The sequence below is a fragment of the Cognatishimia sp. genome (assembly GCF_049116455.1).
Taxonomy (GTDB): domain Bacteria; phylum Pseudomonadota; class Alphaproteobacteria; order Rhodobacterales; family Rhodobacteraceae; genus Cognatishimia.
Window position 1 is genome coordinate 361,857 of record NZ_JAGDYW010000005.1, and the last position, 22,938, is coordinate 384,794.

A 22,938-nucleotide genomic window follows, 5' to 3' on the forward strand; every position below is an offset into this window, starting at 1 on the left:
GTTATGACAAATATTCTTCAGTTCACAAAAAAACGCCTAAAGCACTTCGCACAGAACCTCTCTGGTACGGTGTCTGTGGAAGCCATCATCATGCTCCCGATCCTGTTGTGGTTGGTTGCGGCGATGGCAGTGTTTGTCGATGTCTTTCGGACAAAATCCGCAATGGACAAAGCCGCGTTCACCATCTCTGATGTTTTGAGCCGTGAAACAAATGCAATCACGCCGGAATATCTGACAAATGTCCGCACTTTGTTTGAAGAACTCGCGGGCCTGGAAGATGACAGTGCATCGGTGCGAGTTTCCCTTCTCGAATGGGGCGTGGCAGATGCTGCAACCGGCGTCGACACACCTGACTCTGAACATACTGACGGCGAGCATGTAATTGATGGTGGAGACACTCCGCAAGGGACTGCGACCGGTTCCGACATCAATTGGGCACTCAATATCGCATGGTCGGAGGAACGCGGTGAAGCCTTCCTTCCTATGACCAGCGCTGACTTGACCGATATCGATGAATTCCTTCCTGAATTCGCGAAAACAGACACGCTGATCCTAGTAGAGACCTACTATAATTATCAGCCGCTCTATGACATCGGCCTGATGCAAGCAGGTTTCCGTAGTGAAGTTGATGAGGACACAATCGTAGGATACGATGAAGAGACCGGTGAACCGATCTACCAACGCATTGCTTGGGACCTTGATTTCGGTGCTCGGGACATGATGACATTCGTCTTCACCCGCCCGCGCTACGCCTCTCAACTGGTGTTTGATCCTGCAGGTTAAGCGTCCTCTGCCATCGCCCGTTCGACCAGCATGGCTTCAATCATCTGGGCGGCGGGCTTTGACTGAGACGCGGCAGTGACGCCACCAATCCCAACGCGAGATCCAAAACGCCACCAAAGGCCCGGCCGCCAGCGCGCCGGGCTTTTCTTTGATTTCAAATTCAGTGTGAACCCATTTGACGGCTTAAAGGCCAACATTCCGCGCGACACCATTTGAATGTCTTCAAACGCCGCGAGCACTTCGCCATTGCTATCAGACAACCCTGACTTGGTCAGAACAAGATGCGTCTGCGTCGCTTTGTTCATCCGTTCGGCAAGCCAAAGGCTCAGCCCGCCCAGCAGCAGTAGAAAAGCTTTCCAATGCAACTCAGCCGGCGTGGTCATGGCAACGTAAACCAATAGGCCGCCCAAAAACATCATCATCGCGATCGCCAAAACGCGGCGGATCGGAGAAGCTTCAATCACTGTGATTACGTCGTCAGACATGGTCCCTCCACTTTTAAGAGGTGTGTAAGGCAGACAAAGCTGCGTCACGAGCCCCAGAACTGGGTATATTTCTTAGTATGGCAGCGGAAAATCGCGGTTGATGCCATCGATTTTCTTTTTCAGCTGATCTGAAAGCACCAAATCCTTGCCTTCAATGATATGCGCCAATTGCTCGACGGTGGTCGCCCCGATGATAACCGACGTCATGAACGGACGGTCTTTGGCCCAAGCCAGTGCCATGTGAACCGGATCAATCCCATGATCTTGAGCCAGATCAAGATAGGCCTGCGTCGCCGCAAAGGCGCGTTCGGTATCACGACTGCCAAGCCCAGATCCAATACCAGCGCGTGAGCCGGGAGGGATTGCGCCGTTTTGGTATTTCCCTGTCAACAGACCTGTCGCCAGAGGCGAATAGGACAACAAGCCAACACCTTCATGCGCTGTCATTTCAGCCATGTCATTGTCGTACATACGATAGAGCAATGAGTATTCGTTCTGCACGCTTTCCATACGAGGCAACCCATGCTCATCAGCAAGCTGCAACCACTTGAGCGTCCCCCATGTGGTCTCATTGGACAGACCAACATGTTTGATCGTGCCGCGATCCACTTCAGCTTTCAAAGCTTCAAGCACCTCGCGCATTTGATTGGTAACATCATCGGTATTTTGACCAGATGGGTCATATGACCAGTTTTGACGGAAATGATAGCCACCGCGGTTCGGCCAGTGCAGCTGATAAAGATCGATATGGTCGGTTTGCAAACGTTTCAGTGAAGCTTCAACCGCTTCTCGAACCGTGCTGCCCATAATCGGCTTGCCGCCCCGAATATGCGAAAGCCCCTGCCCTGCGTGTTTCGTCGCAATCACAGTTTCATTGCGACGCCCGGTCTTTTGATACCAAGTGCCGATGAATTCTTCTGTTCGACCATAGGTCTGCGCAGAAATGGGTGTGACCGGATAAAGCTCGGCCGTATCCCAAAAGGTCATGCCGGCATCCATTGCCATATCCATCTGACGATGGGCATCCGCTTCTGAGGTTTGCGTGCCGTAGGTCATGGTGCCCAAGCACAGCTCGGAAACCTCAACTCCGGAATGTCCAAGTTTATTGTATTTCACGTCTTGCTCCCCTCGCATCTGTTAGCGCAAAATGAGCACTCTCCAAGCGGGTTGCAACCCACTATTGCAGCTCCCGACTAGGAATGATCAGAATTACCGGCTTTGTGAGCAAATCAAAGGCGATACGTCGGCCTCAGCCACTGGAACTGTAAGAAACTTTGGTCTAGGGAAGGCATAACGACGAGAAAAGGTATTCTTACACATGGCGCGCCATCTTATCACTTCGGCCATTCCGTATATCAACGGCATCAAGCACTTGGGCAACCTTGTAGGTAGCCAGCTGCCTGCGGACCTTTTTGCGCGCTATCAGCGTGCCCGTGGCAACGAAGTGATGTTCCTCTGCGCAACTGATGAACACGGCACACCAGCAGAATTGGCAGCCGCGAAGGCCGGTCAGCCCATCGACGAATACTGCGCTGAAATGCACGAAGTTCAGGCCAAGATCGCCGAAGGTTTTCGTCTGTCTTTTGACCACTTTGGCCGCAGTTCTTCAGCGCAAAACCACAAGCTGACCCAGCACTTTGCAGGGCGTTTGGCAGATGCGGGTTTGATCCGTGAAGTCAGTGAAACCCAGATGTATTCCCATGCGGATGGGCGGTTTCTTCCGGATCGCTATATCGAGGGTACCTGCCCTAACTGCGGTTTTGAAAGCGCGCGTGGCGATCAATGCGACAACTGCACCAAGCAGCTTGATCCAACCGATCTGATCAACCCTTATTCCACCATTTCCGGCTCCACCGAGCTGGAAGCGCGTGAGACTAAGCACCTACACTTGCGCCAGTCTGAGATGCGCGAAAAGCTAGCCGAGTGGATCGATAGCAAACATGACTGGCCTATTCTGACCACTTCGATTGCTAAGAAGTGGCTGAACGATGGTGACGGCCTACAAGACCGCGGCATCACCCGCGATCTGGATTGGGGCGTGCCTGTGATGAAGGGCGACGCACCTTGGCCGGGCATGGAGGGCAAAGTCTTCTATGTGTGGTTTGACGCGCCAATCGAATATATCGCCGCTTCCCAGGAATGGGTCGACGCTGGCAAAGGCGAAGATTGGGAGCGCTGGTGGCGCACAGACAAAGGCGCGGATGATGTGACCTATACCCAGTTCATGGGCAAGGATAACGTGCCGTTCCACACTCTGTCCTTCCCGGTCACCATTTTTGGCTCAGGGGAGCCGTGGAAGCTGGTCGATTACATCAAGTCTTTCAACTACTTGAACTATGATGGCGGACAGTTCTCAACTTCTCGCGGCCGTGGCATCTTTATGGATAAGGCGCTGGAAATCCTGCCTGCTGATTACTGGCGTTGGTGGTTGCTAAGCCATGCGCCAGAAAGCTCCGACAGCGAGTTCACGTGGGAGCAATTCCAAGGTTCCGTCAACAAAGACCTTGCCGACGTACTGGGCAACTTTGTCTCTCGCGTTACTAAATTCTGCCGCTCGAAATTCTCAGAAGCGGTGCCAGAAGGCGCTGAATACGGTCCAGACGAACTGAAGCTGATCGAAGAGCTGACCACCCGCGTACGTGCCTACGAAAAGCATATGGCGGATATGGAAGTGCGAAAGTCAGCGCAAGAACTGCGCGCGATCTGGGTTGCGGGCAATGAATACCTGCAGACCGTTGCGCCTTGGTCGTCGTTCAAAACAGACCCTGCACAGGCAGCTGTTCAAATCCGCCTCGCGTTGAACCTGATCCCGTTCTACGCGGTTTTGTCTGCACCTTTTATTCCAGATGCTTCAGCGTCCTTGCTGGCGTCAATGAATGCTGAAGACACCGCATGGCCAGATGATGTTGCTGCATCGTTGGCTGCCCTAAAGGTGGGCCATGTCTTTACCGTTCCAGAAGTGACCTTCCGCAAAGTCACAGATGATGAACGTGATGAGTGGCAAGAGCGTTTCGCGGGCACCCGCGACGCGTAAAACCCGCACACAATACAACAAAGCCCGGCGTTTCACTTCATATCGAAGCCAATACGCCGGGCTTTTTTGTTTTTTCTGAAGGCCTTAGCCGTTAGAGGGGCTGAATGCGCACGCCTCGGCGCTCCAACTCTGCCCGCACAGATTTTGCGATGTTGATGGCACCTGCGGTATCCCCATGCAGGCAGATCGTATCGATCTGTGTCGGAATTTTATGACCAGATTCCGCAATGATTGCGCCAGCTTCAACCATATCTGCAATCCGCGTCGCTGCATAATCCGCATCATGAATGACAGCGCCCGGCAGACTGCGATCCACCAGGGTCGCATCATCGTTATAAGCGCGATCTGCAAAGATCTCGCAGGCCATTTTGCACCCAAGCGCCTCAGCCGCGCGCTGTTGCGCCGTGCCTGCTAAAACCATGATGATCAAGTCGGGTTCCACAGCTAAAGCTGCCTCGTAACATGCTCGCGCCATGGCCTCATCTTCAGAACACATATTGGCCAATGCCCCATGCAGTTTCAGATGCCGCAGCCTACCACCCGCAGCTTTCACCATCGCCTGCGCCGCACCCAGCTGATACTGAACCAGCCGCGCCAAAGATGCGTGAGAAAAAGACATCCGCTGACGTCCAAAGCCATGAAGGTCTGGGAACCCCGGATGTGCACCAATGCCCACACCATTAGCGAGCGCTTTCGCCATGGTATCTGCCATCACGTCCCAATCGCCAGCATGAAATCCGCATGCCACATTGGCCGAGCTGACCACATCCAGCAGCGCCGCATCATCACCTTTGGTCCAAGATCCAAAGCTTTCGCCCATATCGGCATTTAGATCGAGTGTTTTGCTCATATTCCCTTCCCCTATTAACCGGGAATTTCATCAAATTCATCACCAGCGATCATGCCGCTGATCATGTTGTAAGACAGCAAGTCTGTCATGGTATGTGGATCGCGGATCAGCGGTTTAATCATGCGTGATAGCGCATCTATTGCTGCAGCTTCCTGACGTTCAATGGCAACGGCTTCTTCAATTTCAATAAAGCGAAATTGCAGTTCCGCCCCCGCCGGCGCCTGCGCCACCCGTGGTAAATCGCATGGTAAAACTGTCGCGATCCGGGGATAGCCCCCGATGGTCTGACACTCAGACATCAGAACAAAAGGCGTGCCATCGCCTGTGATCTGAATGTCTCCGGTCATCACGCTTTCAGAGACGAGGTTTTTACCATTTTCGACCTGGAACCCTTGCCCGACAGGATTTAATTTTACGCCCATGCGATTGGCCCGAGCATCGCGTTTCAGAGGTGTTGCTTGAAAGCGCGCCACCTCGCTGTCCGCAAACAGCCCCGTCTGAAAACTCCGTACAATGCGCACGGGACCGCCTAAGAACCGATCATCAGTTTCAAGGTAGTTGCCTGTCAGTCCTGCGAAATCCGCATTCAGCTCCAAAGCATCCCCAGCGGCCAATGGTTTACCAATGCCTGCTGACAGATGCGCCGATATAGCGCCAAGGCATGAGACGCCTGCAACTCCACCGCCGACATGCAAATACCCGTAGGTGCCTTCTAAGGCGGCCCCAATGGTCAGCCGCGCCCCTGCTGGCAGCAAATGGCTTGCGTTCCATTTCAGCACGGTGCCATCGATTTGTACCCGCATAGGCGCACCCGTCAACGCAATCCGCGTATCCTGATCGACGGACACCTCGCCACCAAGGCCCATCATTTCAATCACCGCGAGATCAGAACCCTGACCAAGCAAAGCAGCACCCTCAGTAAGCGCCTTTCGATCGGCGGCACCACCGCGAGACAGACCCGCTGAGATTTGTCCGGTGCGGCCAAGATCCTGCACTGTCATGCAAGGTCCTGCACGATGAATTGTCAGTGTTGCAGTCATTGGATGACCTCAAAAGTCGCCCCGCCAAGCGGATTGCAGAGTGTATCGTTTTGAAACGCCCGCAACGTATCAACCGAAACCGGTGTAAAAATCGCTTCATCCCCCGCACGCAATGCAAAAGGTGTTTCAGAATGTGGTTGGAACAGCTTCAAAGCCGTTTGCCCGATGTGCCGCCACCCTGTTGGGGTGGAAGCTGAGAACAAGACCATCTGGCGAATAGCGACTGCCAATGCACCTGCTGGGATTTGCCCGGTCAGCTCGCTTTGACGCGGAATATCCCATGCTTCGGGCAGCTCACCCAAGTAGGGTTGGCCAGGGGCAAATCCAATCGTTTGCACCCGCACACGCGTTTCCGATATCGACGCAATCGCCTCTGCTTCACTTAGGCCTGCCGCATCTGCGGCCTCACCCAATTGAGGTGCCAACTCCGTGCCAAATACGGTTGGAATGCGCCAGAACCGACGCCCTTCCGGCAATCCTGCTTGATCCCAATCAGCTGATTTTAAAAGTTTCTGCAGCTTTGATCGCAGCAGGTCATGCGGCAGATACAATGGGTCAAACCGAATACAGACTGACACAAGCGATGAAGACACATCTTCGACGCCATCCCAGTTTTCAGCAGCGACCGCAGAACTGAATGCGATGGCTGCCCGGTTACCTGCTTCGCTGAGCTTCTCATCGAAACTCACAAGCATGCCGTTAAATCCACCGGCGCGTATCATTGGGTACACACCGGTGTTCGTCTGATCTAGCATCACATCTGCTCCGGCAGGTATGTGACGATCTGTGGAAAGATCGAAATGGCAATCAGCGCGACGATCATCAGGAAAAAGAACGGCAATGCCGCACGTGCGACCGTTAAAATGTCGCGTCCGGTCAAAGATTGCAGCACGAAAAGGTTAAAGCCGACAGGCGGTGTAATCTGGGACATCTCGACCACAATGACCAAGAAAATACCGAACCACAATGGGTCAATGCCCGCCTGTAGAACCATTGGCATGATGACCGATGCTGTCAGAACCACAACCGAAATCCCATCCAAGAAGCAGCCCATAATCACAAAGAAAATGGTCAAAGCTGCCAAAAGCGTGAAGGTCGACAGGCCCAATGAGCCAATCCATTCCGCCAAGACGCGAGGAATACCTGTGAAGCCCATGGCAACGGTCAAGAAGGATGCCCCCGCTAGGATGAAGGCAATCATACAAGAGGTGATTGTTGCGCCCATCAAGCCATCCATAAAGCTGCGGCGCGTCAACGTGCCTGAGCTCCAGGACAAAATCAGCGCCAAGATCACACCCACAGCGGCCGCATCTGTTGGGGATGCAATGCCCGTATAGATGGATCCGATCACACCCAAGATCAGCAGAACAACCGGGACAAGACGACGCGAACGACGCAGCTTTTCACGGAAGGTTGCGCTGATATCTTCGGTTGGCAATGAGGCGCGGTTAAGCCAGGCCCAAATCACCACATAGCCCACAAAAAGCGATACCAATAAAACGCCCGGCAGAACTCCGGCGACAAACAACCTTGCGATAGATTGCTCGGTCGCAACCCCATAAACGATCAGAATGATTGAAGGTGGGATCAAAAGACCCAAGGTCGCGGACCCCGCCAAGGTCCCAATCACTAATTTTTCTGGGTAACCACGCTTTGACAGCTCTGGAATCGACAACTTACCGATGGTCGCCGCAGTGGCGGCGGATGATCCAGAAACGGCAGCAAAAATTCCGCAGGCGAACACATTCACATGCAAAAGCTGCCCTGGCAGGCGGTTCATCCATGGCGCAAGGCCGGTGAACATGTCCTCGGATAGTCGCGAACGGAAGAGGATTTCGCCCATCCAAATGAACAAGGGTAACGCCGCCAGGGCCCAAGAGTTGCTATGGCCCCACATCGTAGTGGCCATAACCAACCCTAGAGGAGCATCAGAAAACAGCGCCATCGCGGCCATGCCGACGCCAAGCAATGAAAAGGCAACCCAAAGCCCAGAGCCTAAAAAGACAAAGAGCAGGACAAGGAGAATGATAGATAGAACAGCGATAGACATGATGGTTTCCTATTCGCTCAGTAGGTTTTCGCCTTTGCCTTCCCAAGAGGCAGGACGCCCCTGAAGAAGACCGATTAGCTCATCGGTTAAGGCAAGGGTCAGGATCGCTAGACCGGTTACCACCGGCAGCTGCGGGATCCACAAAGGCACAGACACCATGCCAGAACTGCGATCTCCGAATTCAAGCGATTCATAGACAAGAAATCCGGCATACCAGGTGGCATAGGCAGTCATGCTCAGCGCGATCAGAACAACGGCAATTTCAACACCGGTTTTAACGCCCGCCGGAAGCCGCCCTGTCAGCAGCGTAACCCGAATATGCCCGCCAGCTCTGAGCGTATAGGCCAATGCTAGGAAACTCGAAGCTGCCAGGAAAAAGCCAGTAAAGTCTGCGTAAGACGGGATGGTTAGACCCAGTCCCTTCCCCCAAATTCCGGCAGAAACCTTATCTGCAAGGTTTAACATGACCTGTGCTGCGACAAGCGCAACAATGGCCAGAATGAAAAAGGCTGCCAGCACACCGGCCGCCTGATAGATGTTGTCCAAACCGCGACGCACGATTGTCCTCCCCATGGTGGATGAAAGCGGACTTGCCGCTTTCATCGTTGGTTTTATTGTTGATAGGCTTGCAGCAGAGCTGCGCCGTTTTCACCAGATTTTTCTTTCCAGTTCTCAAGCATCTGAGCACCGATATCGCGCAGACCCGCCATCAACGCGTCAGACGGCTCAACAATGGTGATGCCATTTTCTTTAAGCACAGCAACCTTCGCATCGGTTTCTGCTTTACTCATTTCCCAGCCACGCGCTTCAGCAGCTGCTGCAGCCTCTAGGACCGCTGTTTGAGTTGCCTCATCCAAACGACGGAATGACCGTTTGTTCACTACGACCACGTTCTTTGGAATCCAAGCTTGGATGTCGGTGTAGTGGGTCAAGAAGTCCCATGCTTTGGAGTTCGCGCCTGTTGAAGGGGATGTGATCATCGCTTCAACACGACCCGTGCTGAAGGCTTGTGGAATATCTGGAACTTCAACCTGAGTAGGTGCAGCACCTGCAAGGTTCGCAAACTCTTCCAAAGTCGCATTATACGTGCGGAACTTCAGACCTGCGAGGTCATCAACAGATGCGATTTCCTTTGTCGTATAAAGACCCTGTGGTGGCCAAGGCACAGCATAAAGTGGCATCAGCCCCTGCTGGTCCAGCAATTCAGTAACGATGTCTTTTTGTGCAGCCCACAGACGCTCGGCTTCTTCGTAGCTCGTCGCCAGAAATGGCAGTGCGTCAACACCAAAAGCTGCGTTGTCATTGGTCAAGAGACCCATGAAAAACTCTCCAGCTGGAACCTGGCCGCTGCGCACTGCTTTGCTGATTTCTGGGTGTTTGAAGAGGGACCCTGCAGAGTGCACCTTGATTTCGAGTTCGCCACCAGTGGCTTCAGCCACGTCTTTGGCAAAGTCGTGAATATTTACGGTGTGGAAAGTTGCATCTGGATAAGGCGTAGGCATGTCCCACGTATCGGCTAGAAGGCTTGTTGAAAAGCTCGCCGCGGCAATTGCAGCACCGCTGAGCACTCGAGTAATGAACATTTTTTATCTCCCTGAAATGTCACTTCGCACATTACAGACATAACGTTGACAATTTGTCAACGTTATGCTGACTTTATTAAATTCAATCTAACCCAGTGAAATTTAATAACGTTTCACAATTCACACGTTTCCAGGCAGTGTAACAGCGTTGAAAAAAGTTTAAGTCAGTAGCAAAATGTGAGAAAAAAGCGAACGATTCACAAAGGTATTTGGAGGTACAGCAATGTCAGAAAACGGAAAAGACACCCGTAGAATTGTATCTTCGCGCCATCTTGCTGAGGGTGAAGGCTGGGAATTGTCTGAATTTGAATTTGGACTGATGATCGTTTCAAACGCTTTCACTCGTTGGGTTTCTCGATGCATGGCTGCTGCAGGGCAACCGGACATGTCCTCGCTCGAAGTGCTTATCTTACACAATGTGAACCACCGAGACCGAGAGAAGCGCCTTTCAGACATATGCTTTTTGATGAACATCGAAGATACGCATACGGTGAACTACGCTCTTCGCAAATTGTTGAAGGCTGAATTGGTTACGTCGGACAAACAAGGCAAAGAAGTTTTCTACAGCACGACGGAACGTGGCAAAGCGATTTGCGATGCTTATCGCGATGTTCGAAAACAATGCTTACTGGAAGGCCTCGGTATGGACGGTGAAACCGGAGATGATTTTCGCGAAATTGCACGGAAACTTCGGGCACTATCCGGCCAATATGATCAAGCAAGCCGCGCCGCAGCTTCACTATAGGCAATTCTCGTCAGGCTTAGGATCGACACGAAAATCTGGACTGCGCCCCCATTCACTTTGTGGGGTCGAGGTCTTGCATCAAGATTGTATCGGGAAAAGTCAACTTTGATCTAATGAAGCAAAGCCAAATTGTCGGTGGTACCCTCGGCCGGACTCGAACCGGCACGGCCTATACGGCCTAGAGATTTTAAGTCTCCTGTGTCTACCATTCCACCACGAGGGCCAGTCAAATCCAAATCATCGACCGTGGCGCAACATAGCGGCGCAGTAGTCAGTGTAAAGTCTTTAGAAGCGCATTCGATAGAGAATAGCAAATCGACCTGTTAAGATTTCAAAATAAGCAAACCACCCCATGCAGAACACAATTTAGTGGTGTGCCCATTTCACATTTAACGCGCTTCAAACACCGATCGGAAATAGTTCGAAAGCAATTGATATTCACCATCAGGAACTGGAACCGAGACCGCTGGATCTGATGATCTCATTGGGTCTTGATTGAATTGACTGTTTTCAACCGATGCGTTGGTTCCATACTGATTTACCTCTGCTTCCACAGGCAGCTTTCCGATACATTCATGGGCCAGAACTTCAGGGAAAAGCACACGAATGGCCTCAGCCGGTTCCATCTTCATTACTGAAATCAAATAGTTCAAATGCAATAACGTTTCATGCATTTCCCCGGCTTGAAAACTAGCAAAGTCATGGCTCTCTTGCGTAGCAACCGGTGGCGGGCCAGGCTGGGTACTCTCGGGCATATCCTGCCCTTTACTGACACGAGTTCGATCCGTAGCAACGCCCTCACTTCGAAGTTTCGCGACTTCATCGCCGAGCATTTGAAGCGCCAGCTGAAGTTCATCCAAAGACGTGGTTTGATTCTCATGAGAAGAGACAGACATCTCGGTAGTCTTTGGTTGATCAAAAATCATCTCTCGAAGGACATTCAATTCACCCCGCACCTCCGCAACTTCGGGATCCCGATCAGCGGAACCAAAAGTCGTAGGTTGAGCCATCGGGGATTGCCAACTCGCAGCTTGTGTCAATAACGCCGAGGGTGCACTAGGCGACGCATTTGGTATTGGCCAATCTCTTGGTAGAACTATGTAATCTTGCTGCGCGCTGACCCAACGCAGATAAGCAGTTACTGCGGCAAAGCCAGTTAACGATATGCGATCAACTTCTTTTTGCGCCCGAGTAACAAGCAGATCCCCACCTTCTGAAAGCAAAATTTCCATTCGAGAATCTAAAGGGAGCAAGATATCGCTTGGTAAGTTTAACTGCGAAACTCCATCAATAATGGAAAATGCGTCTGTTTCCGTTGTGTTTTCGATCTCGAGTTGAATTTGATTTTTGCTATTCAAAGTGACGCTCATAGGCCCTTTACGCGCCATACACATATGAGTGCGCGGTCGGCAGATCACTTCAAAAATATCGGTATCTAACCTGGGCGTTGCCGCAAACCTTGCGTATCCATCTGGGTCAAAACGAAAATAAACGCCTTCCACAAGCCCTTCCTGAAAGGTTGGCCATCCAAAGGCTCCTCGCAGTTCCTGCCGGGCTTCATGGGCTCCGACCGCAAATGGGATCGATGTGTCCAGAATCGCTGCATCTAGCGAAAAAGAATTCTCTGGCGCGTTTGGATCCGTTGTTTGTGCACTCCCTGCCTGGCAAAAACCAATGGCCAGCACTGCTCCTGCCAGCGCGCGCAAAATACTGCTATGTATCAATAGTCAAACTCCTTCTGAATGGAGTGGCGGAGGGCTGGTAGCCAATCGTCACGTTGAATGGGATCGGGATATTTTCGGCGTTCTCTGACATCTTGATCACGAAACGCCGTGTACCAAACTTCTGTTTCACCGGTATAAGGCGTTAGAATTTTGCCCTGTACTTTATGAAGAAGCGACGTGAGGATAATGCCGTTGTTATTGGCGGTATAAATCTCAACGCGCCCTTGCCCACGTTCATAGAGCCCCTCGTACATCCCATTTTCAGGGTCATATAGTTCGATCATCGCTTCATACAGAACGTCGGTATATTCGGTGTCCCATAGCGCCCAGAGCCCCAATGCTGCCTTTGCTGCAACGGCCGCGTGGTCAGGCGTGTAATCCCCGCGCGGTGTTACGGTGTTCCATGGGTAGCCATCTGAAAAAATCGTGTCATATGTGAAATAAGGTGGGCCTTTGACGTTGTGTTCTGAACGCGCTGTCATGAAGCCTGTTCGGCGCCAGCGGTTCTCTTGCACCATGTAAATCCGATCTGCAAATTCAGCTCGCCAGCCATCAGAATGCACCCAGCTTTCAGAGCTATCATCATGGGGCATGTCAAACCCAAGTTCTAATCCGTCTTGCAAATAAGACTCAGTTACAACGTAGTTCTGACTGTGGAATATGCGCGGGTCGCGCCCGTCATAGGGCACTTGAATTCCGAATATGGATGCGGTCAGAAAAGGCTCTGCACGATGCGCCATGATCGGTCGAAACCCCCAAAGTGCAAATCCCTTGGCAGCGTATTCTTCGTATCCTAGCCGCCCTTCTTGAGCATAGACCGTTTCACCCGTTTCCTTATCGACATAAGCACCGAATAATAGCCCTTCTTCGGAAACTGCATTTGCAAAATCCCACTTAAGCAGAACGCTATCGATGGTGTTTCCAAGGTGTGGATATCTATTCTTCAGGATTCTCATCCAGACCATAAACCGGCCAATATCCAACGCGGAAAACCCGATTTCTCCGGCCTTGTTGGTATAGTCGACTTTAAGACCACTTTTCGTGTGATACACTTTGTTCGGCATTTCATTGCGGAACAACTCAAGACCCTTAATTGTTGTCAGCAACAATGTGATGCGTCGATCAAATTCGGGCTTTTCGATAATGCATAATTCATACGCGGCAACCGCACCCGCAATATAAGAAGCGGTATCCCACAGCGTCGTTGAAGGGTAATTCCCGACCGAATTTGCTAATCCCGTGGTCTCCTGCGTGAATTTTTCAAAGTAATGCCAGGCAACCTTCGCGGCCCTCATTTCTCGATCATTCAGAAACCCGCGCCGTGGTCGAAATTTTCGGACGTATTCATTGCGGTCGGTATAGCCGTACGCCAACTCGGCCCCGAGATCCAACTTCTCAAAGTAGTCCACGGGCATTTCACACATACGGGGCGGCTTAACATTTCGCTTTTCTTCATAAAAAACGCTTGTGGTGACGCTTGGTATTCCCCCCCGCATAACGGCAGGCAACTCATCTAAATGGCCACCCGCAATGATCGGATCGATTTCATTCTGAAAGCTAAGGTATCGAGATTTTGCTGAAGAGGCAGCAAACCAGGACGCGCAAATGGTTGCTGTAACCGCCAAGCAAAGCCAAACGACCCGACCACTCAAAGAGCGTTTTTCTGAAGCAGAGCCAATTTCTTTCGCCATCGATTTTCACAACCCAATTTGTCGTTCGCAACAACGATAGCCACATCATCGTTAACAAAAATCCAACATCGATTAGAAATTTCGAAAATTCTTTGTCGTTTAAAATTTCTCGAGTTGGTCAATTAAATTTTCACTACTCGGCTCTAAACGTAAGACCGAAAACATTAGGAGCAGAACATGGCAAACACTGAGAACTTCAATCTCGCCGCACCTGCCTCTCCAACGAATGAGCCACAGGCACAGCTCGCAATGAGGGATCGAACCATACCAGGTTGGGTCATCGCAATCAGTGGTGCATTTACACTTGCCATTACCTGCTGTGTCATCGGAATTGTTTTGTTAAGCGTGCTTTTGCATCGCTTAGTCATCGAAACTGGCGAAAGCAGGATGTCATTTATCCTACTTGGGCTCGTAGGATTGCTTGCTCTTGCAATCACCCTTCTTGAATTTGCGCAAATAAAAGCCTTGTCGGGCTTCCGCCGATTAAGAGAGCTACAGGCCATCAAAATCAACGCGATGCTTTGCTTTCCAATTGCTCTGATTGTGTTCTTTATACACCCGCTTGCAGGTCTGATATCACCGTTGGTGATTTTGATTGGGTCCATCACGATTTGGCAATTATCAAAACGTGAAACGCAAGAAGCGCCTTGGGTATTTGACCCGCTGGAAGCTATTTCACTAATGGCCGGCCGCGACGCGACAGGCGCCCATCATGCGGCAAACAACCAGTATAGCCATGCGCTGTCAAAAGGGGTCAGAAAAGCAAGCTTTTGGCTGGCAATCGGCGCAGGTGGAGCGGTTGGCACCTACCTTGTTTCTGAAGAGATATTGATGCCAGGGATCGTCGTAGCGTTAACACTCATTTCTGCTTGGAACGTTGATAACTGCCTGATGTTCATCGAAGAGTATTTCTCCCAGAAACTCAAAAAGCCAAATCAGAATGTAAGCAATACGACGCTGGACCATTCTGGGATCGACCCAGTCGCCGGCTTGCAGATTGAAAACTTAGACGTCGTGTCCTCAGAAGATCACGCTTTGATATCCCAATTAAACCTTTCTATTGAGCCTGGGGAAATCGTGGGCCTCATCGGCGAAAGCGGATCCGGAAAGTCACTGCTGATGCAGGCGATTTCAGATCCTTTTTCGATCGAACATGCTAGTGTTTCCGGCGCAATCCAATTAAATGGACAAAACCTGTGGCTGCGATCTTCAGGTGCACAAAGTGTTCCCTTGGTATTCTTACCTGAATATCCAATTATCATGGCGGCATCCGGATCACATAATCTTAATTGTTTTCAAGGCGATGACGTCACTGAGCGTGGTCGGTTTTTTCTTGAGCAGATGGTTTTTTCAAGAGAGTTGGTCGAAAATATCTGCAAAATTTCGGATGCGCGTAGACTGCCATCGATGCACCAGAAATCCCTCGCAATTTCACGCGCGTTTGCGATTGGTCCACAAGTCTATCTATTTGACCGCCCGGAAGCGTCGCTACAGTCTGCGCAAATTTCAGCCTTTTGCAATCGGCTTGATACTGAAGCACGTCTAGGTCGATGCGTTCTAATATGTTCTGACAATCGAACAATTTTGGATAAATGCGATCGACTTATCGTCCTCCAAGGTGGCGCCATTGCTGATTTTGGTCCCACAAATGAAGTACGTGCACGACTGGATAGCGGCTGGCATCGATTTATTGGCACTCGCGAGTTAAAGACCGAAGCAGCTTTGGAAGAATGGATCAGATCTCACTTCCGGCGGAATGGGGATGAACACAACCGACAAAAGGCATGTCGTGTGGCCACAGAACTTTTAGCATTTTCCTGCCGTGAGGCCATCGAGGAACAAGGCAATCAAATTGAATTTTTCTTTAAAAACTTCAAAGGCCATTGCATCCTAAAACTGCAAGACGGGTCTCCGTCAACGTCATCTGGGCACATTCAGGCAGCACAGAAAATTGCAGATTCTGAAATCGAGAATTCGGGCCGCAACCCTCTCGCAAATGTTCTAATTGAATCGAGTAATGTTGATTTCAGGTCCGAAGAGCTTGGGCGTCAAATCATCTGCAAATTGCGGACCTACGATCCAAGGCGGCAAACGCCCAGCCGGTTATAAATCAATAATTTTGCGACTAGCATTGATCTAGTATAATGCCCAATAACTTGTGCGATCCGGTTGCGGGATTCATTGGCACATTTGGTCAAACAAACTTAGTTAATCATTTTGAATTTACTCGAGGCGTGCTGGGTTTCAGCTGGCTTCAAGGCAAGTTTTGAGGTGCATTAATTTCTGCCGTTCTTCGGATAAATTGATGTTGATCCTACACAAAATTCTAATTCTGGCCCAATTCTGAATAGCTTGATGACACAGCTGCCAACGATATTGAAAGAATGAGTTGGGAGCTTAGCGATGCGTCTTTTACTAATTATGGCCTGGTCATTATTATTCTCATCAAGTGCGTTTACAAATTCCGAGGGTTCAAATCGCACCGAAACGGTACGAATTGAATACGACATTTCGGTGGATGGACCTGCAATTTTCTATCGCATTCACAATGCGAAGCGCAAAGAAGTGTGGCGTGTGGATTGTATGCGTCCGTTGCGCAATTGTATTGCCCGATCCAATGGATTGGTTTTGAGTTTGGATGCAAATGCAAAACCTTGGATCATTGCGGCACGCAGGCCGAATTCAAGAGTATCAATACAAGTTAGAAATTACGCAATCGACATCCCTGACCTCCTAAACCGTCCTCTTTCAGAAAGTGAAGTAGCCTATCTCTCTTCGGACCACAGCTTCATCGTAATAGAGAGTGATGCAGAGGTGCTGCTGCGAGCAGCCACAACAGGATTAGACCAATTGGTCTCATATCTTCTATGGATCAGAAGCCCTCAGGCGCTGACAGTGAGGGATGCAAGATTGTGGACGGATTTCAAAGCAAGTGAGCTGGGCAAAGCTCGATTATCAACGGAAGTCTTGGCGTCCAACAAACTGCAACTACTCAGAAGAAACGAGGTCAATGATCGATACATTCGACATCAAATACCAGCGACAAAGCCACAAGTAGAATTCGCAATCAAATCCCAAAAAGGTGCTTCCTTCTACTCAGCCAGCGGCAGAGCAGGTTATTGAACTCGGCTCTAGTAACGCCACATAGGTCCCAGCAACTTAAAATGGATTGCCTCAATAATCACCGCGTTGGTGTTTAGCGCAAAAACGCTATTCAATTCGCGATCAAGTTCAAAAATACCTGCCGCCCATCCAAAATCTGGATGCGCGGTTCCAGCCACATGATCAACCAAATCACTCGTGTAGTTTGTATCAAACACCGCGTCCCACCCGAATGCCGCCTTTGTGCTGACGGTTCTAAATTGTGGGTAACTCGTTCCATCTTCTGTCACTACGGCCCATTCTTCGCCGTCCGAATATACTGATGAGTATAAGAAAAAAGGATCTTGATTAATATGATCCTCAGAAACCGCCGTGAATTGCCCACTAGATCGATACCGGTTTTCTTGCGCGGCGAATACATGACTGGCAAAGAGGTGTGTTTCTCTATCCCAACCCATTTCGAAAATCTGTAATAGATAAGGCTCGCTTAGAATTGGGCTGATCGCATCAAATGACTGAGAAACCCGCGTATCTGTCGGCAGCTCAACGCCTTCAACGGTTACCCAATCTAATGATCGCTTCGCCGATGTAGCTTCAAAAACATCGAGCCCCCACAAAGCCGCAGCTCGTGCAGCATATTGCTCGTATCCCAAACGACCTTCTTGCAAATACTTGATTTCGTCATCGATGACCGCCGCGCCCCAGAGCTCCCCGGCGGAGGCCATATTCGAGAAATTCCACTTTCGAACTATTCGACGGACAATTTCGGAATGCGCTGGAGATTCTTTTTCCAGAGCTTTTAATGCCATTAAGGTTCTACAGATATCTAAAGCTGACCACCCGATCCCAGTATCTGAAACTTCGTTCTGATAATTCACCATCTCAAGCGTTCGGGTGTCATAAGCTTTATTCGGCAGCTTGCCATCAAAAAGCGGAAGAACTTCCAAACTCAACAGGAGTCTCTCAATCCGAGATACAAACTCCAATTCTGAGATAAGGCCAATTTTTTTGGCTCCAATAAGCGCAAATATATATGATCCCTGATCCCACATGGTGGTTGATGGAAACCCGGCAACGCTATCGACCAGCCCTGTCTCGCCTCGTGTATTTTGCTCTATGTAACGCCAGGCAACCTTGAGCGCTCTCCTATCCAAATCTGTCAACTCACGTTGCGGCGCAATTGGAATTAGGTCAGGCGAACTGTAATCGAGGTGTTCTCGAAAATTGGTTTCCTTTCGTCCTACGGTCAATTCAGTTCCAATCGCGGTTCCAGATGCAATCAAAAGTCCCGCTAAGAATATAAAACTAGATCTTTGAATATAAGCCATCTCAGGGTTCGCTTTTACTATGTCAGGATCTACACCGAGTTTTCATTCAGCTTTGTTGGCAACGCCGGGTTGCTGAGCATCGATAGTGTCATTCGAAGCAAAGCGATGAGGCTCCAAGACAGCCAAAATACATTAACAATTAAAAAAGATAGCGAGTGAGTATCGCGATTTAGGCAATACATCAGAACGCCCCAAAAAATTGAAAAGCCAAGCACGGACAATAGGATAAGGTTTGGAAGCGCGAATCGAATTGATACCTTTGAATCTGGAAGTTTTGGAGTTGTTGGAAATTTCGGTTTCCGGCCTAGAGCAACAAGAAAAAAGGCCCGTAATTGGATCGCAATTGTCCCAAATGCAACCACCTTTGATCTGTGAAATGACGCGCCTTTACTGGTGACTGACATCGCCAGTTCGTTGCAAATCAAAAGGGGTAAAAGTCTCGCAAAGAAGTCGACGGAAAAGGACTCGATTGGTGCATAACCGGTGAGCAATGAGTAAGCAGGTGAAAGAACCATAATCGATAAAATGAACACCGATAAATAAGACCAAAAGGTCGCAAGATAATGTAACCTTACCCTCCAAGGCATGTTGGAATTCCAAAGTGGGTTTGCATTCAGAAGAATGTCAAAAGTCCCTCCTGCGTATTTTAGTTTTTGAATGGCCCAAGCTGATACTGACCAAGGTGAAAGCATCTGCGCTTCGATCTTGGGATGATAAACCGACTTCCAACCGTTTGTGTGTGCTTGGATAGATGTGAAAATGTCTTCGGACACATGATATTTAAAGGGTTGAATCTCGATCCTTGGAGAGAGCAACTTACTTTCGGCTCGCCCATGGGCCCCAGCTTTGAGTGCGATTGTTTTTGCCTTTTCCAACAATGCGTTTTGCAACACGGCTTCGCGTCGATGAATTGAACCGGCCCCGCAACAAAAGGACGCCCCGTTTCTATTCCGCCGACGTTGAATAAGATCGAAAAAAATAGTTGGATCGGAATGAAAATGATCTGCACCAGTTTTTTCACTGCCAGATACAAGCCGAAAAAATGGTGCAAATTTTACGGCCCACTCGCCAATTTTATTGGCAAGCCAATCTTCCCAACGGCGCCCTTCAGATAGATCATAAAACCAATGCGGGGTTTGCACCCAGGACACTTTTGGATCTTGAAAATAGGCCAATGTATTGCTGAGGAAACTCGGAAACAATCGAGTATCGGCATCACATATTACGAAGTATTCACCGTCAGTTCTAAGCAAAGCATTCGCGAGATTTCCAGCTTTAAACCCCCGGTTTCCGCTGCGAGATAAGTAGTTAATACCGCATCGCGATGCGAGATCCTGCATGTCGCCTCTGTCTCCGTCATCCAGCAGGTATATAGATACAGAAACAGAACCGTTGACGGCCAATTGCTTTGCAGCAGAGATAGATGGCTCAACGACCTCAACAGGTTCATCAAATGTCGTTAGAAATATGTCGACCGTGATGTACCTGTCAGGTGTTTTTTCTGACCAAAACTTCGGGGGTGAATGACCTTCTGGAAAAGAGTCTTTCTCAGCCCAAATATCATAGTAAAATATCAAGGTTCCACAAAAGGCTAACGTTTCACAGCTCGCGACCAGCACTGAAAAACCCATTGCCTCAGGGTTCAAGCTCTCAAGCCACCTCCAACTCAAATACCAGAATCCGAACCCAATCGTGATGCTCGCCAAAAGCTGCCAAGTCACGGTTTCTTTTTCCGAGAGCGGTTGAAATTCAGGTGCTACGCGATCGCAAAAATGATGGAAATAGGGTTCCTGTTTCATTTCAAAAACGACCTTATGCGGTTTTTTGAATTGCGTGCATCGGTGCCGGAAAATCGGCAGAAACCCCCATGATATGATTTGGAAAACCCCTAGAGTATGATCTCAAATCTAACACACCATCCTTGTGAATGAGCTGATTTTGCCCCCAATACCCCTGCTCTAGTTCCGTTCCGGGCATGACGATACAATTGTTTAAAACGCAGTTCTTTGCGATGTGAGCGTTCGCTTGAACGATTGTCACTCCTGACAACTCTGCCCCGGCTTCGACAGTTGCGCCATCGCCTAGATAACAGTTGTCTTGTAGCGCAACTTGCCTAGAAACTTCAGCATTAGCTGCAATAGAAATACCAGGTTTTACTTGGCGACCTATTGCATTTAATCCGCGGGTTTGGCTGTTCATTGCCGCCCTTAAAGCCTCAGAATATTGGGATAGGCTCGAGACCTTTAAATTTAAGTATCGCGCTGAAAACGCTTGTACTTTTACACCAGACTGACGAACAAATGAGACTAACTCCTCATCATACAAGCCACGTACTTCAATTGGTAGCAGGTCAAATAGCTTTGGGGATAAAATCATAGCCCCACTCGAGAATTTCGAAGAATTGGGCACAGTTTCTGGCTTTGAAACACTTTTCACCAGATCAGCAGCTGTAATAATTTGTTGCTTGTGATGCAGCTGATTGAGGTTTGTCATATGAAGCGGCTTGCTGTCAGCATAGGTAATATCAGCGCCTGCCGACCTATGTGCGTTCATCATCTCTCCTAGGTCAATGGCGCAAAAGTCATCACCTTTAACAAACAAAAAATCATCCGTGAATGACCCATGAAAGCCTTGATGCGCACGAAGAATATCAAATGCTCCCACGAAATGACCTGGGTGAATTTCTTCGAATTTGGATATGATCCGCGTACTAAAGACGTTCTGATGATATCGCGGCCTCTTTTGCAGCAATGCGTTTATCTCTGTCATCGCGTTTGTTGAATTTAGATAGATATTCTGCACACCGAAACGTTCCAACCAATCAAGGTTCCGTTCTAAAACTGAGCGGCCCAATACATCTAAAAGCGGATTTGGAAATCGACTGAACAAATTTCGATCAGAGCCACAGTGAATGAATACTTTTGTCTGCGAAAGCTTGAGCTTACGAAGACCTGCGCCCTTCAAAGCGTCTTGAATTGAAGATGATATATTGAGGCCGCGATCCAATCCAAATGTCGAGAATTTCCGAGAAACAAAACCAGGAAGGCAACAAAATTCAATATGCGCCGATGGATAAAGCGCGGGCAATTCAGACAGTGCGACCAAGCCAGATGCGTTTAGTTTTCGGCACCCCGAAAGTTCGATAATTATCCCAGATCGACCATGTTTTATCAGATCCTCAATCTTTGTTGATAGGATCTGCAAGCAACTAGACTTTGTGAGCGCACCGGAGAGTTTGATCACCGCAATTCCATCATGCGCTTCAGTTATTTCCATCCGCATCACTGCAACCTCCTTGTTTGAGAAAATAACCCGTTGAATTTAGGAAATGGGCCCAATCCGACCGTCCAGGCCAAGTGTTTGGATTGTGATAATTGACGAACCAAGAGATAGCTTGCCGGTAAGACCAATAGAATTTTGGAAGACACCTGGACAGTTGGCGACGAATCAAACGGCCTTAACACTATCTCACAGAGATCAAGAAATATTGGATGGCAAAGATAAATTCCAAACGAGAACTTAGCCCATTTTGAAACCGAGCTCGGCCAAGATTTATGACCCAAGACCAGGCAGCCACAGAACAAAAGTGCAGGCATGAGGAAATCGGCCCAATACCCAGGAAGATATGAAAATTGCCAAGCCCCTGTCTGGATAGTCTTAATCGTTGCAATTAATTTAAACAGGAACAGGATCACACTGCACAAGAGTATAAGCGGGCACCATTGACTAAGGTTTTCTTTGGACGTTTTCTGCCAAATTCCGACCGCAGCGCCGGCGATAAGCCCGTAGCCAACGTAGGTTAAAACCTTGATCAAACGGGTAAGATATCCAAGGCCTTCGGTTCCCCAAAATTGCGCATAGACAAACCCATCTAGTTCCCTTCGTGCCAGCAAGAAGAAAATCACCAAAACTCCTAAAACAGGATAGGTCACGGCCAGTTTAAAAACTGGATAAAACAACAAAAGGCAGAACAAGGTTGGGAGGAAATGCATATGGTATTTCACATCGCCAAGCACCAAAAATCCTAGCCAAGACAGAGGATCAATAAGCTGCGCTTTGGCATCAGATAAATACCCAAATTGGGTGGCTTTAATGAGCCCAAATATTGCGAAAAAAAATGTCCAAAACAGAAAGGGGATCAATAGCCTTTTAGCCTGCTCACGAAGCGTTTCGACATAGCCCCGTGAACGCCGATCTAAGGACAGCAATAGTAAAAACATCGAAATCATTAAAAAGAGCTCAGTTCGTGCTGTATAAAAAAGTGACCTAAGCGCCAAGGGGATCACGCGTTCAACAGGCTCGTAGTTGACCCAGGGAAGTCCCATTGGATCAGCGGTGCTGTGAAGCCCAACCATCGAAAGCCCGGCGATAAGCCGCAAGCAATCTAGCCAAACCATGCGTTGATCATTCATAAATCGTCCCTCGTCTTTCGACAGCTTCAACGAAAAGGATCGATAAAAAGTAAATTTTACAAACGGTTGCGGAAAATAATTTCTGAACCAAATTGTCTTTCTGTTAACAGT

19 protein-coding genes and 1 tRNA gene are annotated in these 22,938 nt (G+C 49.4%); 5 read left to right on the forward strand and 15 right to left on the reverse strand.

What is annotated here, in order from left to right:
* Positions 1-3 precede the first annotated feature (3 nt).
* Positions 4-783, forward strand: a complete 780-nt coding sequence (locus JXQ85_RS13750; RefSeq protein WP_421749511.1) for a TadE/TadG family type IV pilus assembly protein — start codon at positions 4-6, stop codon at positions 781-783.
* Here JXQ85_RS13750 and JXQ85_RS13755 read toward each other — a convergent pair.
* On the reverse strand, positions 780-1,268 hold the full coding sequence (locus JXQ85_RS13755; RefSeq protein WP_421749512.1) for a hypothetical protein: 489 nt from the start codon (positions 1,266-1,268) through the stop codon (positions 780-782). The two genes, JXQ85_RS13750 and JXQ85_RS13755, sit on opposite strands and share 4 nt — an antisense overlap.
* Positions 1,269-1,340: 72 nt before the next feature.
* Positions 1,341-2,384, reverse strand: a complete 1,044-nt coding sequence (locus JXQ85_RS13760) for an aldo/keto reductase (protein ID WP_421749513.1) — start codon at positions 2,382-2,384, stop codon at positions 1,341-1,343.
* Between the two features lie 202 nt (positions 2,385-2,586).
* Here JXQ85_RS13760 and metG point away from each other — a divergent pair, with 202 nt between their 5' ends.
* Positions 2,587-4,302, forward strand: a complete 1,716-nt coding sequence (metG, locus tag JXQ85_RS13765) for a methionine--tRNA ligase (RefSeq protein WP_421749514.1) — start codon at positions 2,587-2,589, stop codon at positions 4,300-4,302.
* Between the two features lie 91 nt (positions 4,303-4,393).
* Here the strand turns inward: metG and JXQ85_RS13770 are convergent, their stop codons facing one another.
* The 6 genes from JXQ85_RS13770 to JXQ85_RS13795 are packed head-to-tail and all read right to left on the reverse strand — an operon-like array spanning position 4,394 to position 9,825.
* Complete coding sequence (locus tag JXQ85_RS13770; RefSeq protein WP_421749515.1) at positions 4,394-5,152, reverse strand: LamB/YcsF family protein; 759 nt, start codon at positions 5,150-5,152, stop codon at positions 4,394-4,396.
* A gap of 14 nt (positions 5,153-5,166) precedes the next feature.
* Positions 5,167-6,153 (reverse strand): biotin-dependent carboxyltransferase family protein, encoded by a 987-nt coding sequence (locus JXQ85_RS13775; RefSeq protein WP_421749516.1) that lies wholly within the window; start codon positions 6,151-6,153, stop codon positions 5,167-5,169.
* A 35-nt stretch (positions 6,154-6,188) separates the two neighbouring features.
* Positions 6,189-6,947 carry a 5-oxoprolinase subunit B family protein gene (locus tag JXQ85_RS13780; protein ID WP_421749517.1) on the reverse strand — a complete coding sequence of 253 codons (759 nt, stop codon included), beginning with the start codon at positions 6,945-6,947 and terminating at the stop codon, positions 6,189-6,191.
* Positions 6,947-8,242, reverse strand: coding sequence for a TRAP transporter large permease (locus JXQ85_RS13785; RefSeq protein WP_421749518.1), 1,296 nt, complete (start codon positions 8,240-8,242; stop codon positions 6,947-6,949). Before JXQ85_RS13785 ends, JXQ85_RS13780 begins: the two co-directional genes overlap by 1 nt.
* A 9-nt stretch (positions 8,243-8,251) precedes the next feature.
* Positions 8,252-8,800: a TRAP transporter small permease gene (locus JXQ85_RS13790; RefSeq protein WP_421749519.1), complete on the reverse strand. Its 549-nt coding sequence runs from the start codon at positions 8,798-8,800 to the stop codon at positions 8,252-8,254.
* A 53-nt stretch (positions 8,801-8,853) separates the two neighbouring features.
* Complete coding sequence (locus JXQ85_RS13795) at positions 8,854-9,825, reverse strand: TRAP transporter substrate-binding protein (protein WP_421749520.1); 972 nt, start codon at positions 9,823-9,825, stop codon at positions 8,854-8,856.
* 223 nt (positions 9,826-10,048) lie between these two features.
* Here JXQ85_RS13795 and JXQ85_RS13800 point away from each other — a divergent pair, with 223 nt between their 5' ends.
* Entirely contained in the window at positions 10,049-10,570 is a 522-nt protein-coding gene (locus JXQ85_RS13800; protein WP_421749521.1) for a winged helix DNA-binding protein, read from the forward strand.
* Positions 10,571-10,706: 136 nt separating this feature from the next.
* On the opposite strand, the gene JXQ85_RS13805 is transcribed toward JXQ85_RS13800, so the two are convergent.
* The 3 genes from JXQ85_RS13805 to JXQ85_RS13815 all read right to left on the reverse strand — a co-directional run bounded on the left by JXQ85_RS13805 (position 10,707) and on the right by JXQ85_RS13815 (position 13,985).
* Positions 10,707-10,793 (reverse strand) — tRNA-Leu (locus JXQ85_RS13805).
* A gap of 166 nt (positions 10,794-10,959) precedes the next feature.
* Positions 10,960-12,294: a hypothetical protein gene (locus JXQ85_RS13810; protein WP_421749522.1), complete on the reverse strand. Its 1,335-nt coding sequence runs from the start codon at positions 12,292-12,294 to the stop codon at positions 10,960-10,962.
* Positions 12,291-13,985, reverse strand: coding sequence for a DUF3131 domain-containing protein (locus JXQ85_RS13815; protein ID WP_421749523.1), 1,695 nt, complete (start codon positions 13,983-13,985; stop codon positions 12,291-12,293). Before JXQ85_RS13815 ends, JXQ85_RS13810 begins: the two co-directional genes overlap by 4 nt.
* 177 nt (positions 13,986-14,162) lie before the next feature.
* Between JXQ85_RS13815 and JXQ85_RS13820 the strand changes: the two genes are divergently transcribed.
* Both JXQ85_RS13820 and JXQ85_RS13825 read left to right on the forward strand, forming a co-directional pair.
* Entirely contained in the window at positions 14,163-16,094 is a 1,932-nt protein-coding gene (locus JXQ85_RS13820) for an ATP-binding cassette domain-containing protein (RefSeq protein WP_421749524.1), read from the forward strand.
* 294 nt (positions 16,095-16,388) lie between these two features.
* Positions 16,389-17,108, forward strand: a complete 720-nt coding sequence (locus JXQ85_RS13825) for a hypothetical protein (protein ID WP_421749525.1) — start codon at positions 16,389-16,391, stop codon at positions 17,106-17,108.
* Positions 17,109-17,116: 8 nt separating this feature from the next.
* Here JXQ85_RS13825 and JXQ85_RS13830 read toward each other — a convergent pair whose 3' ends face one another.
* From JXQ85_RS13830 to JXQ85_RS13845, 4 genes are read right to left on the reverse strand one after another with little or no spacing between them, the layout of a single operon-like run.
* On the reverse strand, positions 17,117-18,415 hold the full coding sequence (locus JXQ85_RS13830; RefSeq protein ID WP_421749526.1) for a DUF3131 domain-containing protein: 1,299 nt from the start codon (positions 18,413-18,415) through the stop codon (positions 17,117-17,119).
* Positions 18,416-18,444: 29 nt separating this feature from the next.
* Positions 18,445-20,214, reverse strand: coding sequence for a glycosyltransferase family 2 protein (locus tag JXQ85_RS13835; protein ID WP_421749527.1), 1,770 nt, complete (start codon positions 20,212-20,214; stop codon positions 18,445-18,447).
* 13 nt (positions 20,215-20,227) lie between these two features.
* Positions 20,228-21,697 carry an STAS domain-containing protein gene (locus tag JXQ85_RS13840; protein WP_421749838.1) on the reverse strand — a complete coding sequence of 490 codons (1,470 nt, stop codon included), beginning with the start codon at positions 21,695-21,697 and terminating at the stop codon, positions 20,228-20,230.
* Positions 21,697-22,827: an acyltransferase gene (locus JXQ85_RS13845; RefSeq protein WP_421749528.1), complete on the reverse strand. Its 1,131-nt coding sequence runs from the start codon at positions 22,825-22,827 to the stop codon at positions 21,697-21,699. Before JXQ85_RS13845 ends, JXQ85_RS13840 begins: the two co-directional genes overlap by 1 nt.
* Positions 22,828-22,938 lie beyond the last annotated feature (111 nt).